The organism is Deltaproteobacteria bacterium, assembly GCA_016208165.1.
GTDB lineage: Bacteria > Desulfobacterota > Desulfarculia > JACQYL01 > JACQYL01 > JACQYL01.
In genome coordinates, this window is the sequence record JACQYL010000011.1 from 45,835 (window position 1) to 61,946 (window position 16,112).

Genomic DNA, 16,112 nt, shown 5'->3' on the forward strand with positions numbered 1-16,112 from the left:
GACTCTTGAAGGCAGAACGCACGTACACATAGGTGTTCGAGGCCTCTAATTTATTGATACACGAGATGCAACTGTCTGATGAACCGGGGTCACGCATTCTTTAATTTAGGACATACACCATGGAAGCGAATGAGTATCCAACGAACCTTAGATATGAATCGGGAAAAGTGGATTCAGAACACAAAGAAAGGAACTCGATACCTGACGGTTTCAAGACCATTGTGGAACAATCACAAGATGGAATTTTTCAATATGATATTATCTCAACGGAATTTGTATTATGGAATAAGAAATTCGCTGATCTGTTTGGAATTGACGACAAAGAACACGGTCGAATAGTAAGTCGAAAGACTGTGTTGATGCGTATCCATCCAGACGACAGGGACAAGGTGCGGAAAGCGGCGCAAGCATCTCTAGTACCGGGTTGCCCCGGCGGAGAGATTGAATACCGGTTTTTGGATGAGGATGGATCCGTTCGATGGATGCATGACAAATGGGTTGTAATCCGTGATGATTCCAGCCGTCCCGTTGCCTTCCAAGGGATTGTCCGCGACAATACAAAGCAGAAGAAGGTCGAAAGAGCCCTGGAGGAAAGCGAAAAACGGTTCACGGAACTGGCGGAAAACATCCAGGACGTGTTTTTCCTGGCTACCTTCGAAAGGCCGAGGCGAATTCTGTATCTCAGCCCCTCCTTTGAACAGGTGTGGGGCCTTAAGCGAGAGGAGGCGTACAAAGATCATAGGAAATGGCTGGAAGCCGTGCATGAGGAGGATCGACAGAAGGTGTATTTGACCTTGGAAGCGTTCCTTCAGGGCCGGGCGGAATACAATATGGAATTCAGGATCGTCCGACCTGACGGTTCCATTCGGTGGGTCTGGGCCAGAGGCGTCCGGATCCAAGGGGAGGAAGGCAAAACTGACCGGGTCGCCGCAATCGCGCGGGACATCACCGAACGCAAGAAAATGGAGCAGGCTCTGCAAGAGGCCAAACTGGCGGCCGAAACCGCCAACCGCGACCTGTTGCAGCTGAACGGGCAGCTTGAACAAGCCATTGCGGACGCGAACAGGATGGCCTTGGCAGCGGAGATAGCCAACGTGGCCAAGACTCAATTTCTCGCCAATATGAGCCACGAAATTCGTACCCCTCTAAACGGTGTCGTTGGAATGACCACTTTGCTCCTCGATACGAAGCTCACCCCGGAACAGCACGATTACGCTGAACTGATTCGCACGAGCTCGGATGCTCTGCTGGGCCTGATAAACGATATTCTGGACTTCTCCAAAATCGAAGCCGGAAAACTGGAGCTGGATTCCGTCGACTTTGATATCAGGGTCACCGTAGAGAATCTTGTCGATACCCTGGCTGTTAAAGCCAGCGAAAAGGGGCTTGAGTTTGTGTGCTGGGTTGCCCCCGAACTTCCCTCGCTCCTGCGCGGTGATCCCGGTCGTTTGCGTCAAATCCTTGTCAACCTGGCAGGCAATGCCATCAAGTTAACCGAAAAAGGCGAGGTGTTCATCCGAGTTGGGATAGAAGAAGAAACCGATACCCACGTACGGGTGCGTTTCAGCGTTTTCGACACCGGAATCGGTATTCCCGAGGACCGAGTTAGTAGTCTGTTTCAACCTTTCACTCAGGTGGACGCCTCGACCACGCGTAAATATGGTGGCACAGGTCTGGGATTGGCCATTTCCCGTCAACTGGTGGAGGCGATGAATGGACGGATTAGGTTGGAGAGCGCCGAAGGCAAGGGATCTATGTTCTGGTTTACAGTGAATTTGGAAAAGCAACCAGAGGGCCGGGAGGCGGAGATCGTCATTCCCGAGGATATCCGAGGGCAGCGGATCCTAGTCGTGGATGACAACGCCACCAACAGGAAAGTATTTACGGGGTACCTTGGATCATGGGGTTGCGTCTATGAAGAGGCCGTGGATGGAAAGCAGGCGATCGAGAAGCTGACAGAGGCCGCATCTCAAAAGAGGCCCTTCGGTGTTGCCATCCTGGACATGCACATGCCTGAAATGGACGGTGAGACGCTCGGAAAAATCATCAAGGGAGATCCGAATCTGGCGAGCACCATCCTTGTCCTTCTTACGTCCGTCGGCCAGCGGGGTGATGCCGCCCGCCTGAGGGAAATCGGTTTTGGTGCGTACCTCACCAAGCCGGTTAAACGTTCTCAGCTTTACGATGCGATAGCCACTGCGGTCGGCGCGAGAAGCGCTGGTGTGACGGCGCCGGCTCCCTCCCTCATTACAAGGCATACACTGGCGGAAAACCAGAAGGGCCGGTTTCGTATTCTCGTTGCCGAGGACAACATCGTAAACCAGAAGGTGGCTTTAGGGATGCTGGGCAAACTTGGCTACCGCGCCGATGTGGTTTCGAACGGCGCGGAAGCCGTCGAGGCCCTTGAACGGAAGTCCTACGACCTGGTCTTAATGGATGTCCAGATGCCGGAAATGGATGGCTTTGAAGCCACCCAGACCATTCGGGACCCCCAATCCAGGGTTCGTAATCCAAGAATTCCCATAATCGCCATGACCGCACATGCCATGGAAGGGGATCGAGAACGATGTCTCGCCGCGGGAATGGACGATTACGTGAGCAAGCCCATCCAGCCCAAGGAACTCGCGGATGCCATAGAGAGACAGTCTTCCGGAACTCTGCGGTTGGAACCCCCTGAACCCCCCGAAGCACCGGCGCCGGAATCGGAAAAAGAAATCTTTGACGGGACATCACTACTCCATAGACTCGAGGGGGACGAGGACCTGTGTAGGGATATCCTGATGGGTTATGTGGAAGATCTGCCTATTCAGATGGAAAAGCTGGAATCTGCCTTGAGAAAGAACGATATGTCAGTCGCAGTTCGGCAGGCGCATTCGATTAAAGGAGCATCCGCCAACATCGGAGCCCAGCGATTGCGCGACACGGCTCTCGAGATAGAATCCGCGGGAAAGCGCGGTGAAACAGAAACCATGCTCTTCCTTGTTCGGAAAATGGGCCGGGAATTCGAACGGTTCAAAGCCTTGGCTTCGCATGCGACATTCGGAGAATGAACACCCGGGTTTGAAATGGAACCCAAGAAATCGGAACCGCATTATGAGGGTATTGATTGCTGAAGACGATGTGACCAGCCGCCGCATCCTCGAATCCACGCTGGCAAAGTGCGGCTACGAAGTCACCGCCGTCCGTGACGGAGCCGAGGCATGGCGCGCGATGCAAGCGGACAATCCACCTCTACTGGTCGTGCTTGATTGGATTATGCCTGAAATGGATGGTGTGGAGGTGTGCCGCAATATCAGAGCCCATATCCCCATGCACGAACGCTACGTGTACATCATCCTGCTGACTTCGAAAGGGTCAAAGGAAGAGGTTGTGGTCGGCATAGAAGCGGGTGCGGATGATTATATGGTGAAACCGTTCCACCCTCAGGAGCTCCGAGTGCGCATCCGAGCCGGCCAAAGGATCGTGGAACTTCACTCCGAACTGGTTTCCGCAAAGGAGGCTTTGAAGATACAGGCAACTCTTGACACGCTGACAGGGCTCCTTAATCATGGCGCCATTCTCGAACGGCTCAAGATGGAACTCTCCCGAGCGCGACGAGAAAGAAGGAGCCTCGGTGTGGCAATGATTGACATTGACCATTTCAAGCGAGTGAACGATTCTTTGGGACATTTGACGGGCGACGGGGTGCTGAGGGAATGCGCCAAGAGAATCCTTTCCACAGTCAGGGACTACGACTCCGTAGGGCGGTACGGAGGAGAGGAATTCTTGATTATTCTTCCAGGGGTCCAGGAAGTTGAAGCGAAAAACGTATTGGAGAGAGTGCGAATGGCCGTTGGAGAGCGAGAGATGGTCTTAGCGGATAAGGCCATTCGGGTGACTGTAAGCTCGGGTGTGGTGAGCTCAGACGGGAGCGGAAATGCGGATGAGGTAATACAAGCTGCAGACGCTGCACTATATCAAGCCAAGAAATTGGGGCGCAATCGCGTTGAATGCTCCAAGGATAATGAATAATCGCACTGGATCGGTTTGAAAAAGATCGGCGTATCGATAAATTAGGCGATCCCGACACAGTGCCGTTAGGTAATCACACGTTGATTCCGGATGTTATCAGCCGATCGTGAATCACAGGGTGGTTACAATGTCGTCTGGAGCTTAGCGGATGTGATTATCCACAACAGGGTTAGCTTTCATTTCGTCGGGCGAACAAACCGCCAACATAAATCTTGCTTCATATGGAAGGCGGCAAAGCGCAAGATTTTATAGGCGATTTACGGCGAACCGTGGTTCGCGGCGGCCATCCCACCTATCCCGGATTTCCCCTGGTGCAAGGTGGTTAAAGCGGGTACGGCCGAGGCCTTTACCGTGTGGCGTTTTCGTTCCCTTATGATCCTGGCGCTGGTATTGGGGACTCTGGGGTTGCTGATGCCGGCAGGGTTGGTCCTTCAATAACGCAATCTCGGCAACTGCACCGATCCGGGACCGCATTGCGTGGCAGCATGGAAAAGCACGTCGTCAGGGTTTCTCCGGCCCAGAAGGGTTTCGGCCGTTGTGCTTGGTTTGGGCCAAGGCTGGATAAGCGACAAAGGAACTGGGTGGGATTGCAGATGAGGTCGAGGGAAATAATGGGGACGTCCGTGCTTTTATACCTTTATTCTCCCGATCCTGAACAAGAGATGGGCGTGGTTTTCTATACTCGGCCAGGCCAAACAGTCGGTTCTCGTTTCGGGGGCGAATTTCGAGGGCCGGTTAACGAAATTCAACCGATCAGAATCGCACCGGAATATCCTCCGTCTTTCGACCCCTGTGACGATCACATGATGCAGCGCCCCCGGCGCGTCTATTCTTGCTTTCCGAGGCATGGGCCTCTCATATCAAGTGAAATGAATTCTTATAAAGCTTAAAAGCATGGACGTCCCCACCATGTCCCCTGTTTCAAAAATTCGAAAGGAATCCGAGGAAAACTCCTTAAAGTTCCCCGCAGCCTCACGCCATTAAACACTATTTTACGGTCCCGCGGTAGGTCCCTGCCTTTTGGAGAGCAGCCTCCATCTCTTCTATGGAGATCAGATCAGGGGAATAGTCTACTGTGTTGATCTCTTTGAAGTTCATCCTTGCTCTCTCGACCCTTGTTACGCCTTTCAGCCCTTCCAGGGCCGTTTTCCCCACATCGGTTCAAGATGCATAGCCACTTAATAGCAAGTTTACTATGATTGGAATAAAATCTGATTTATCACTCTCGGCTGTTGAAACCGAATTGGTTAAGAAAAATGCGATGGCAAAAATCAGTACGGCCACGGATGGGCGGATTCTCACGGCCATGTGCGACCTCCATTTCTCTTATTGGATTCGAATACATTGTAATCCGGTAGACCGCCGAACAGGTAACGATCACATGCCAAAGACTCAAACAGCGGGGGACAAGCGGTTGATTGAGATTGTCATCAGTCTGTCAAAATTGCAAATATCATCGTACCCTTTAGTTATAAATTAAATTTTACACGATTCTTCAATATACTGTCAATTTTTACGTGAAATTGCTCTGGATATTCGAAATAGTGATTCAAAGATCCTGAAGGCAATCTTTTTAAGAGCAAAAAAAATTAGGAAAATTTCCCCTGGTCGTTGTTTTTCGATTTTTCTCTTGCCATTCCGAGGGCCGCCATATGCCCTCGCCACGTGGGCTGAGACGGCCACAGGATGGCGTAACGTAAGCATGATACATCCCCCCCCTCGATCAACGGTCAAATGCCCGTCCCGTTAGGATATGGCGGCCTATTTTAGTAGTATTATCAATATGTTATATCTAATACCCGTTTGACAACTCCCACCTCGCCTGCTACGCTCGCACACCATGGATTTGATCAAACGGGCCTCTCAACGAATCGCCGAACGACTCACCTGGTGCGTCGCCCACAGGGACCAGGCCGGTATCGCAAAAGACCTCGCCGAGGGCAAAGACATCTCCGAAGTCTATGGCCTTGGCGAAGCAGGACTCTTCGATGAGTTCTTCTACTTCCTGGATCAGTTCGGCATCATGGATCTATTCCTGGACCTTGACCCTCAACATACCCAGCGCTCAAGCAATGTCACCTTCCCTGCCGTCATCCTTATTTATGTGATGCGCATCGTGGCCGGCCTTGCCTTCTTTTGGCATATCCACCCCGTGCTCCTTCGATCCCAACCCCTTATGAGGATTGTGGGATTCAACGGCACACAGATACGCCACGGCACCTCTCAGAGGGGAAAAAAGAACTCTTCCGCTCCTCCTGCCGATCAAAACTCAGAGGACAACATCCGAGGTCCTCTCTGCCCTGATTCCATCGCCGCCTACATTCAGGCCATCTCCGCACACGCCCTGGAACGTTTCTTTAACCGTGTGATCTCTATCCTGGCAGCCAAGTCCTTCTTCCCCAAGCGCATCCACGCCCTTTTGGATTCCTCGGAGATTCAATCCACCGAAGCGTGTGAAGGCTGCGGGAAAGTCGGCAAAGAGAAAGCCCCCCAGCTTCGTCGTAGAAAAAACCGTATCCGTAAAGTCATGGAAGCCGTCTTCGGTTTTAAGCTCTGGGTCGTCTGGGACCCTGTCAGTCGTCTTCCCCTTGCCATCCGCTTTGCGACAATCGAGCACAGCGATCTGGATTTCGCCCGCGAAGTCGTCAGCCAAGCCGTAAGCAACCTTACCCCCCATGCCACGATTGCATCTCTGGCCATTGATCGGGGTTTTGTGGACGGCCCGTTTCTGTGGTGGCTTGCACAGACCATGCAGATCACCTTCTACATCCCGGCCAAGACCAATATGAACGTTTATAAGGACGCTCTTTCCCTTATAGAGACAGGCATTGCCCAAACCAGAGAGAGAAAACGCACCATTGGGGCCGGGAAAAACAAGACCACCGTGATGGATCGTTGGCGCGTGGTGGGCATCGAGGGCCTTATCTCTGCCGGCTTTTACGGGGAGAAGGGAAGTGGGAGTCATGAAAATCGTCCCGACTTTGCCCCCAACCCTATCAACGCCGTGGCGGTCGTAGACGACCCTTACAAGGTCAATAACCCCAATGCCGACACTCTCGTTATCCTTACCAACGCCCCCGTACAAAAACCCCTTAAGGTCTATGACGGCTATGACGCCAGAAGTGAGATCGAAAATACCGTGTTCCGCGAGGCCAAGCAGGCATGGTTCATTCAACGTCCGCCCCGCAACAATGCCTCCGCCTTCCGAGCCCATGTCTATCTGACCATGATCGTCATGGCCCTTACCACCGCCTTCCAAACCTGGATGGACCAGCAGGATAGACTTGAGCAGGCCGGAAACGAGACCGGCATACGAAAGTTTCGCCAAAAGGTTAAACAGGAAAACGGCAACAAGCTGATTCTCTTTGACGAACACCGCTATGCAATCTTTGACACCTATGAGGTCCTTATCCTCTGCGGCCGAACCGTCCTCATGCCCACGGGCGTCCCCGAAACCATCACCAAAAGGGATATATTGCTCAAGTACGGCGCATTACTGGAATAACCTCATACGCTCTTTCGGCCGTTCTTATTTTCCCTGACCCGAATCAGTTTTCAGGTTCCCGGTTGGTCTCTCCTCTCCTTTTTTACGCTTTCCCCATCACACGCCAACTTCCGACCTCCTTCTCGCATGGAGGATGTTTCACTCCTTTTGCCGCCCCTGATTCCCCCCTTGCACACAATTCTTGCCTCTCCGTACGTCTCGCTGAAGCCCTCTGACACCCATTCTGACAAGAATCCTCAAACCCAGGTTTCACTATCTCAAATATCCAGTGAAATTGCTGTTTGCCGGATTCCTTATAAACGGCAAGTGCGCCTCGACCTTTCCTAGGAAATAATGGGGACGTCCGTGCTTTTATACCTTTATTCTCCCGATCCTGAACAAGAGATGGGCGTGGTTTTCTATACTCGGCCAGGCCAAACAGTCGGTTTTTCTTTCGGGGACTCATTCCGAGGGCCGGTTAACGAAATTCAACCGATCAGAATCGCACCGGAATATCCTCCGTCTTTCGATCCCTGTGACGATCGCATGATGCAGCGCCCCCGGCGCGTCTATTCTTGCTTTCCGAGGCATGGGCCTCTCATATCAAGTGAAATGAATTCTTATAAAGCTTAAAAGCATGGACGTCCCCATTGTATCCTCGCTTGGAAGGCGGGGAAAAATTGGCCAAAGGGCGGAAGCTCCGAAAACACCCTTCTGAACAAATCGGAATCCTTGAAGAAATTGGTTTAGAAAAGGCTGTTTTTACCGATACCAAATGTGTCGGGACCTCTCGGGGCCGAGCGCCTGAGCCTTTCTCCGACAAGGTTTCCCCGAATTTGATGTTCACCGGCCTGGGAAGATCCATGATCAGCTGAGGTTCATCATCGCGCCCCGACCATCCGGATCTCCAAAGAAAGCGACTAAATATGAGAGACCACCACAAGAGCAAGAAGCAACTCCTCAACGAGCTGAACGAACTCCGCGCGAGGATCGATGAACTCCAGGTATCGAAAGAAGAGGCCAGGAACACTGAAAAGGCTTTGTACGAGAGCGAGGAACGGCTGAAACTGGCGCTCGAGGGAGCCAGGGAAGGTCTCTGGGATTGGAATATCGAAACGGATGAACTCTATTTCAATTCGCGGTGGGTGGAAGCGCTTGGCTATACCGTTGATCAGGTGCCCCGGCGGATGAGCTTTTGGAAAGGCCTTGTCCATCCGGACGACCTGTCGGTTATTAGAAAAGCACTGATCGATCACTTCAAAGGAAGTACGGAATTCTATCGGGCCGAACACCGCATGAGAACAAGAGGAGGGGAATGGAAGTGGGTTCTGGACCGTGGAAAAGTGGTGGAACGGGATGAACATGGGAGGGCGCTTCGGGCCATTGGAACCAACGTGGATATTGATGCCCACAAGAAGGCCGAGCAGCAGCTCGACGGGCTTCGAAGGCAGCATCAACTGATCCTGAATTCGGTCTGGGAGGGAATACTCGGAGTGGACACCAGTGGCATTCACACGTTTGTCAACCCGGCAGCGGCGCGAATGCTCGGTTATGAAACAGGAGAGCTTGTCGGCAGCCATAGCCATTCGACCTGGCACCACTTCAAAGCGGACGGGAGTCCCTATCCGGAAGAGGAATGCCCCATTTGCGCCCCTTTGAGGGAAAGCATTTCCAATTTTGCAGGGGAAGAGGTCTTCTGGAAAAAGGATGGCGCCGCCTTCCCCGTGGAATTCACAGCCGGTCCGGTTGGCGAAGACGGCGGGATTTTGGGAAGGGTGATCGTTTTTCGGGACATCACCGAGCGAAAGCAGTCGGACGAGGCATTAAGAAAATCGGAACAACGAAATCGACTCCTCATCGAAGGGTCCCCTCTCGGCATCGAGATTTTGCAGGACGATAAAGTCGTCTATGTCAATCCGACGTTCCTGAAGTTCTTTGGATATGAGAGCCCACAGGAGGTTCTTGGTGCGTCCCAGGAAGATCTTGTCACCAGTGAGACCCAAGAGCTTATTGTAAAAAGACGAATAGCACGCCGGGCCGGGAAGTCGATTCCCGGCTTTTTCGAGGGAACGGCCCTGAAAATGACCGGAGAACTGCTCGATCTGGTTTTCTGGCCGAAGAGAATTGATTACCTTGGAGAGCCTGCCCTTTTATACTTTTTAGCAGACAGGACCGAAGAAAAAAAACTGAGGGCGCAGCTTTTTCAGGCCCAGAAAATGGAAGCTATAGGGACGCTGGCAGGCGGAGTTGCGCACGACTTTAACAATATTCTGGCCATTATCCTGGGCTTCTCCGAGTTGCTTCTGTCGGACAAACCATCGGAGCACCCGGATCGGGCGGATCTCGAAAGGATAGCCGAGGCGGGCAGGAGAGGAACCGACCTGGTGCAGGGATTGCTTGCTTTCAGTCGCAAGTCTGCGATGAAGCCCCGGCCTATAGACATGAACTTACAGCTGAAACAGATCAGGAATATCCTGAGCAGAACCATTCCCAAGATGGTCGAGATCGATTTGAAACTTGCCCATGATCTAGCCAGGGTCAATGCGGACCCCACCCAGATGGATCAAGTACTGATGAACCTTGCGGTCAATGCCAGAGATGCCATGCCCGAGGGTGGCAAGTTTACCATTGAAACTGCAAATGTCACTCTGGATGAAGAGTTTTGCATGCTGCATCCGGGAGCCGTACCCGGTGATTACATACTGCTCACCATATCGGACACCGGCGTCGGCATGGATAAGGAAACGCTTCAGCACGTATTTGAACCCTTCTTCACCACTAAGGAATCAGGAGCGGGCACAGGTCTGGGACTTGCCATTGTTTACGGAATCGTCAAGCAAAATATGGGCTATATCGCCTGTTACAGCGAACCCGGCCAAGGCGCTACGTTCATGATTTACCTTCCGGCGCTCATAGACGAGCCACGGGTATCCCACTACGAAACGGAAAGAGCCATACCCAGTGTCGGAACTGAGACCATTCTGCTTGTGGATGACGAGGAACTCTTGAGAGACCTTGGGAAAAAGGTCCTCAGCCAAGCGGGCTACACCGTTATCACTGCTTCCAACGGACAAGAAGCATTAGAGCTTTACGCACGCCGACGGAGCGGCATCTCCCTGGTAATCTTGGACTTCATCATGCCGAAGATGGGAGGAAAGGAGTGCCTCGAGAAGCTGTTGAAAATCGATCCGAAAGCAAAGGTTATTATTGCCAGCGGGTATTCCGCCAATGGATCTTCGGCGGCGGCTATTCAATTCGAGGCAAAAGAGGTTCTGAGCAAACCCTATGAAATGAGGCGGTTGCTGAAGGTGGTTCGGGAGGTCCTGGACGCGGCGTAACCGACCGCAGAAAAGGGACGTTGTTTCATTGTTGACTTATTTCGGTCTCGAGCAATTCCCGAACGGCTGCTCCGGCTGCGATCAACTCTTCATCCCCCTTCGCCCTCTTCACCGCACGGCAGATGGCCGAACGGTCTACATTCAGACGACGCGCCACTTCGCTTCCGGAGATCGATAAGCCGAACTCCATTCCGGTAAGCCTCCCTGACCATACGCCACCCACCGGCCGCATTCCGAGAGCCGATTAACGAAATTCAACCGGTCATCATCGCACCGGAATATCCTCCGTCTTTCTATCCCCTCGAGGATCAGATGCAGCGCCCCCGCCGCGTCTATTCTTGCTTTCCGTGGCATGGGCCTCTCGTATCAACTGTAATGAATTCTTATAAAGCTCAAAATCATGGACGTCCCCACCATGTCCACTGTTCAAAATGCAGGCGCCACATCATTCTTTGTTGCCAAGCGAGGGGATATGAGTTAAGTGCACTCTTGAAAGCAAAGCACCGGCCGGGGCCAACATATCTACAGGGGCCCTATCCGGATTCCTCTTGACTTGGTATCAATTGATACTAAAATAGCCAATGAAACAACCTTCGCGCAAGGAACTGTCCGGAAAGCTTGCAAGAGCCCGGCAACGGGTCGCAAGCTCTTCGATCGAGGTGGTCGACCAGGAGAGTCTGGTTGCGGATCTCCTTGACCTCGGGTATCTGGTCGAGGATCTTCCATCGATTCTTAGGGCTTTGCTCGACGAAGTCAGGGAGCAGGACTACTCGGGAGGAAATCCTCCACAGAGATCGTACAAAGAGGTGATTCGCGATAGTGAGCTTTTCGCCTTCACCTGGTGGAGTAAGCGACTGGGGTGTCGAGCCTACCTCAAGTTCGCGCTCAAAGGAAATACACTTTGGCTCGTATCGTTACATGAGGCCAGAAAACCATGACGCCTACATTCGAAGCACACACGAAGGACTGCCCCAACGAGTGCGGCTCGATGGACTTGAAGAAGCATAAGGCCAAAGGCAGCTTCCGGGGGGTGGATACGGAGTATGACTCCGAAAGGTACGTCTGTGACCGATGCGGACTGGAGACGTCCACATTGGAGCAGGCGGCCGAGGCCCAAAAGGCTTTGTCGGAAAGCTACAAGAAAACCGTCGGGCTCATGACCGGCGAGGAACTCGCTGCCCGGCGTAAGGAACTCGGCCTGTCCCAGGAGGCCCTTGCCAGGTTACTGAATATCGGCGTTGCGAGCGTCAAGCGTTGGGAGACCGGACTGATTCAGACAAAGTCCATGGATCGTCTGTTAAGGGAAACCTTGGATAAGAACAAGCCGTCGGGTGATGTCTCGCGGGGAAACAGGGAGCTTAGCTTACCAAGGATTAAGCGCGTGTTGAAGTGCTTCGAAAAACACCTGAATCGCGTTTTACTTTCACAGAAAATGCTTTACGGTGCAAAGTACCTTTGGTACGCGGATATGCTGGCGTTCAGGGAACTCGGGCAGGGGATGACGGGAGCGTGCTACGCTGCGCTGCCCCAAGGTCCCCAACTGGACAACTACAGGGAATTGATACCGGTCATCATCGAAGCTGATGAGAATGAATCCGAGTCCTTGACCAGGGAAGAAGAAAGGATCATTGCCCGGGTCGCCAACACATTTCCCAAAAACAAACAAGTATACGACGCGGCTCACAACGAATCGATCTGGAGCCATACCCCCACAGGTCACCACATCAAATACAGCGATGCTGAAAAATTGCAGGCCGTATAGAAGTGTAACCCCTTGATTTTACTGGCACGCCCGACAGGATTCGAACCTGTGGGGAAAGGGACGTTGTTTCATTGTTGATTTATTTCGGTCTCGAGCAATTCCCGAACGGCTGCTCCGGCTGCGATCAACTCTTCATCCCCCTTCGCCCTCTTCACCGCACGGCAGATGGCCGAACGGTCTACATTCAGACGACGCGCCACTTCGCTTCCGGAGATCGATAGCTGCTTCCCAGGATCCGCTCGTCACCGGCAAGCCGAACTCCATTCCGGTAAGCCTCCCTGACCATACGCCACCCACCGACCGAACGGATCAATCCTCCGCCGGTCAACTCAGGGCGCGGCCCTTTGGCGGACCATTCGGATAAATGCCTCTGCAGGTTTCTCCTTGCCTCCGCCAACGTCCTCCCAAAGAGACCCAGTACAAACGCCGTATCCTGCCACGCACGCACACTTTTCCCCATCAACACGCCGTGCCCGGTCCAGGGATAGGTTTTCAACGCCGCAACATCCGCTACGATTCCGGCTCTGACCGGATTGAGGTGGATATATGCAACCAGCTGCGTGAAATAGGCGTCTTCCTCGCAAAGGATGGATTTGTAGCGGTTTTGAAAAAGATGGCCGCGGCGGCCGTGCCTTTTATTGAACCTCAGCGCGTAGCCGGTCAAAAGCCGCCGCATGATCGTCGCGATCGGCACGGTTCCGGTACGAAGGAGCAGGTGCACGTGATTGGTCATCAGCGCCCATGCGTAGCAGGGCGTGGCCGTCTCAAGGAGCAGACCGGACAGCCTTTCAAGAAAGTCCGCCCGATCATTGTCATCCTCGAAAATCGCCCGGCTTTCGATTCCTCGGATAATGATGTGATGCAGCGCACCGGGCGCGTCAATGCGACCTTGCCTTGGCATGCGTATCCGATAAGCGTTTTGCACCTGCATGTCAACAAAGAAACAACGTCCCTTTTTACCACGCGCGAACGGGGAAATATACGCCGCCGGTGGACGCGGAATCCCCTCTCGCCTACCACAAAAGATCTCCGGATCATTACTTTGCTGTAAACTCTTTTCGAATTCTTCCGATCCTTTCAGCAGAGAAGCCATTAAAAGCCTTCTCAAACTAGTTGCGAAAATGACCATTTGGAGTATTATTACATGTAGGGAAAGAAAAGAAAGAAAAGAAGCACAGCGTGGAGGTCGATTGCCATGGAAACCATCCGGGGCGAAATGAATATTCAGCTTCCGGTGCGGATCGGGCGCGAGGATGATTATTTCGTCGCTTTCTGCCCTGCTTTAGACGTGGGGTCCCAAGGTCGAACCGAAAAAGAAGCTCGAGACAACATTGTGGAGGCCCTTGCGTTATTTATCATTTCATGTATGGAAAGAGGAACGCTGGATGAGGTGTTGCGGGCTTGCGGCTTTAAACCTACGCTTGGCTCTGCTGCAGAGCCACTTTCCAGCGTAACGCTTCCGGGTCATGAGGAATATGTGAATGTACCCATTCACCTGCTCGCTAATTCGCGTGATCCTAAGAGATGCCACGCATAACGCCGGTACATTGGAAGACGCTTGAATGCATTTTTTTGAAAGATGGGTTCGTTTTCGAGCGACAGGTTGGAAGCCACCGCTCGTACGTTAAGGAGGGGGTTGCGAGGCCTATTGTCATACAACAACGCTCTGAGATTGCAGTAAGCCTTATTCAGAGTAATATGCGGACAGCGGGCATGTCGCGAGACCGGTATTTTGAATTGTTCACCCAGTGTCGTTAATTACCAAGCCCCAGGATCGGGCGCTTCTGGGGCCTGTTCCTTCCGCCCAACCCATTATTTAAAACTTCCATGTATCCAACCTGTTAAAGGAACCCTCTTATACCTCCTAAATTAGAATGATCCCAACCTTCCTTTCGAAGGGATGTTGTTCGTTCTCCATGGTAATGTCCAAGAGATGACCCACTTTTCATTCATGGCGCGGAAAGTTTCAACACTCCCGTAGCCCGTTTGGGTTGGACTATGGTTGGACAAATGGTCAGGAAAAAGGAAGGGGCTACATTCAAAGTCCTTATAACCCATTGATCTTACTGGCACGCCCGACAGGATTCGAACCTGTGACCTGCGGATTAGAAGTCCGCTGCTCTATCCAACTGAGCTACGGGCGCTTGAGTTTCCTTTTAGAACCGAACCGACTAATTTTCAAGTCGAAAAACGTGAGTGTTGATTGGATCGGGAACCGTTGTCGGAGCGGACAGACGATTATGTGTTTTCTACAGGTTTTTCGTTTGCCCAAACGCATCGAAGGGCAGGGGGTCTGTCTGGCGGCACGGCCCAGGCCTCTGTGGCGACTCCTGCTGACGCCGCTCTCCCAGGGCCGTTTCACGCTGGAATTCGTGATCCGGCTTCAAGGTGGCGAACGGGTGGGACAGGTGGAAGTGCGGATGGACACGCAGGGTTTGAAACAGGCGGAAATCGGCATGGAGGTGGATCCTGCACATCGAAGCCAAGGCTTGGGGAGGCGGGCTCTTCAACTCATTGAATCGTATCTTGCGGATACTTTGGGTGTGGAAACGGCCACGGTTCGTGTCCGGGAGGACAATTCTCCCAGCCGGGCCTTTGCTGAACAGGCCGGTTACAGGATGGCCGAGCACGATCCGAACGGCATGATCCATTTCAAGAAACGCATTGGAAACAGTACGTGAACAACCTTGAACTGATGGGTTTCGCTGTGCTCAACTCATCCTATGGGAGCTGGGCTTCACCGCGGGGGAAAACTTTCGAGAAAGTTTTCCCCCGCGCCCCTTTTCAAAGCTCTTCGCGCAGGCCTCGCAGCCGTCGGCGGAGAGGCTGGGGGGGAACGGATTGCCGAAGTATAGAATTCGGCACGTGAAACGTCCTACGGAGTGCCTTCCAGGCGTAGGTTCTTGCGCCGGGGCCCATGACTGTTGGGTTGAGGAACGAAACCCAACAAATTCAACCCCAGATGCCGGGTTACGCTCTCTGCGCTCCCTAACCCAGCCTACGATTTCCAAGAGGGAGATGGTTTTAAGTTGTTTTATTTGCAGAAGTGATTCCAGGACTGCATAAATTTGGTCTTGGTTTAAATAACCTCTCTCAAACATTACTTGCGGGATACGTTTATCTACCCCCAATACTTGGAGCGAGCTCACTTCGCGCATCGCCTGACGGATCGTCTCTCGCTCTGCAAATTGATATGAAGCTACCGTACGGCCGAAAAGAATATCGCTTTGCCGGATCATAACTGCTCAGTAGTATTAACCTCGACGATTACTAATGTCACATCATCCATTTCACGGCTGCCCTTGGAAAAATCTGCGACGATTTTTTTAATGGTGCCCGCTAAAGCCGGCGCACCCATGCTCCCAGCCTGTTCGATTACTTCACACAGACGTTCCAGGCCGAATTCCTCGCCGGTCTTTGATTTAGCTTCGGTGATACCATCGGTATATTGGAGGATTACATCGCCAGGCATTATGGGAATTTCTACCTCTTCGCAATTTAACGCCCACGGCACTCC

At 52.6% G+C, this 16,112-nt stretch carries 12 protein-coding genes and 1 tRNA gene; 9 read left to right on the top strand and 4 right to left on the bottom strand.

Annotated features, from left to right (window positions below; all coding sequences use genetic code 11):
• Window positions 1-119 precede the first annotated feature (119 nt).
• The 4 genes from HY788_02210 (at window position 120) to HY788_02225 (ending at window position 10,833) form a co-directional block, all read left to right on the top strand.
• On the top strand, window positions 120-3,050 hold the full coding sequence (locus tag HY788_02210; GenBank protein ID MBI4772990.1) for a response regulator: 2,931 nt from the start codon (window positions 120-122) through the stop codon (window positions 3,048-3,050).
• Window positions 3,051-3,093: 43 nt separating this feature from the next.
• Entirely contained in the window at window positions 3,094-4,011 is a 918-nt protein-coding gene (locus HY788_02215; GenBank protein MBI4772991.1) for a diguanylate cyclase, read from the top strand.
• Between the two features lie 1,840 nt (window positions 4,012-5,851).
• Window positions 5,852-7,516 (top strand): transposase, encoded by a 1,665-nt coding sequence (locus HY788_02220; GenBank protein ID MBI4772992.1) that lies wholly within the window; start codon window positions 5,852-5,854, stop codon window positions 7,514-7,516.
• A 905-nt stretch (window positions 7,517-8,421) separates the two neighbouring features.
• Window positions 8,422-10,833 (top strand): PAS domain S-box protein, encoded by a 2,412-nt coding sequence (locus HY788_02225; protein MBI4772993.1) that lies wholly within the window; start codon window positions 8,422-8,424, stop codon window positions 10,831-10,833.
• Between the two features lie 25 nt (window positions 10,834-10,858).
• Here HY788_02225 and HY788_02230 read toward each other — a convergent pair whose 3' ends face one another.
• Window positions 10,859-11,023 carry a hypothetical protein gene (locus tag HY788_02230; GenBank protein MBI4772994.1) on the bottom strand — a complete coding sequence of 55 codons (165 nt, stop codon included), beginning with the start codon at window positions 11,021-11,023 and terminating at the stop codon, window positions 10,859-10,861.
• Between the two features lie 391 nt (window positions 11,024-11,414).
• Here HY788_02230 and HY788_02235 point away from each other — a divergent pair, with 391 nt between their 5' ends.
• Both HY788_02235 and HY788_02240 read left to right on the top strand, forming a co-directional pair.
• A complete protein-coding gene (locus tag HY788_02235; GenBank protein MBI4772995.1) occupies window positions 11,415-11,771 on the top strand; it encodes a hypothetical protein in 357 nt (118 codons plus the stop codon).
• Entirely contained in the window at window positions 11,768-12,595 is an 828-nt protein-coding gene (locus HY788_02240) for a helix-turn-helix domain-containing protein (protein MBI4772996.1), read from the top strand. Before HY788_02235 ends, HY788_02240 begins: the two co-directional genes overlap by 4 nt.
• 184 nt (window positions 12,596-12,779) lie before the next feature.
• On the opposite strand, the gene HY788_02245 is transcribed toward HY788_02240, so the two are convergent.
• Window positions 12,780-13,496, bottom strand: coding sequence for a transposase (locus tag HY788_02245; protein MBI4772997.1), 717 nt, complete (start codon window positions 13,494-13,496; stop codon window positions 12,780-12,782).
• 294 nt (window positions 13,497-13,790) lie between these two features.
• On the opposite strand from HY788_02245, the gene HY788_02250 reads away from it, so the two are divergent.
• Window positions 13,791-14,132, top strand: coding sequence for a type II toxin-antitoxin system HicB family antitoxin (locus HY788_02250; GenBank protein ID MBI4772998.1), 342 nt, complete (start codon window positions 13,791-13,793; stop codon window positions 14,130-14,132).
• Window positions 14,120-14,353 carry a type II toxin-antitoxin system HicA family toxin gene (locus HY788_02255; protein ID MBI4772999.1) on the top strand — a complete coding sequence of 78 codons (234 nt, stop codon included), beginning with the start codon at window positions 14,120-14,122 and terminating at the stop codon, window positions 14,351-14,353. Before HY788_02250 ends, HY788_02255 begins: the two co-directional genes overlap by 13 nt.
• Window positions 14,354-14,662: 309 nt before the next feature.
• Here HY788_02255 and HY788_02260 read toward each other — a convergent pair.
• A tRNA-Arg gene (locus HY788_02260) sits at window positions 14,663-14,739 on the bottom strand.
• Between the two features lie 96 nt (window positions 14,740-14,835).
• Here HY788_02260 and HY788_02265 point away from each other — a divergent pair.
• Window positions 14,836-15,276 (top strand): GNAT family N-acetyltransferase, encoded by a 441-nt coding sequence (locus HY788_02265; GenBank protein MBI4773000.1) that lies wholly within the window; start codon window positions 14,836-14,838, stop codon window positions 15,274-15,276.
• A 554-nt stretch (window positions 15,277-15,830) separates the two neighbouring features.
• Here HY788_02265 and HY788_02270 read toward each other — a convergent pair.
• Window positions 15,831-16,112, bottom strand: a 282-nt coding sequence (locus HY788_02270) for a SpoIIE family protein phosphatase (protein MBI4773001.1), incomplete at its 5' end; no start/stop codon positions are given.

Bases quoted from the DNA above. Each gene is read 5' to 3' on its own strand.
- HY788_02210 (MBI4772990.1), top strand. From the start codon at position 120: ATGGAAGCGAATGAGTATCCAACGAACCTTAGATATGAATCGGGAAAA.
- HY788_02215 (MBI4772991.1), top strand. From the start codon at position 3,094: ATGAGGGTATTGATTGCTGAAGACGATGTGACCAGCCGCCGCATCCTC.
- HY788_02220 (MBI4772992.1), top strand. From the start codon at position 5,852: ATGGATTTGATCAAACGGGCCTCTCAACGAATCGCCGAACGACTCACC.
- HY788_02225 (MBI4772993.1), top strand. From the start codon at position 8,422: ATGAGAGACCACCACAAGAGCAAGAAGCAACTCCTCAACGAGCTGAAC.
- HY788_02230 (MBI4772994.1), bottom strand. From the start codon at position 11,023: ATGGAGTTCGGCTTATCGATCTCCGGAAGCGAAGTGGCGCGTCGTCTG.
- HY788_02235 (MBI4772995.1), top strand. From the start codon at position 11,415: ATGAAACAACCTTCGCGCAAGGAACTGTCCGGAAAGCTTGCAAGAGCC.
- HY788_02240 (MBI4772996.1), top strand. From the start codon at position 11,768: ATGACGCCTACATTCGAAGCACACACGAAGGACTGCCCCAACGAGTGC.
- HY788_02245 (MBI4772997.1), bottom strand. From the start codon at position 13,496: ATGCCAAGGCAAGGTCGCATTGACGCGCCCGGTGCGCTGCATCACATC.
- HY788_02250 (MBI4772998.1), top strand. From the start codon at position 13,791: ATGGAAACCATCCGGGGCGAAATGAATATTCAGCTTCCGGTGCGGATC.
- HY788_02255 (MBI4772999.1), top strand. From the start codon at position 14,120: ATGCCACGCATAACGCCGGTACATTGGAAGACGCTTGAATGCATTTTT.
- HY788_02265 (MBI4773000.1), top strand. From the start codon at position 14,836: ATGTGTTTTCTACAGGTTTTTCGTTTGCCCAAACGCATCGAAGGGCAG.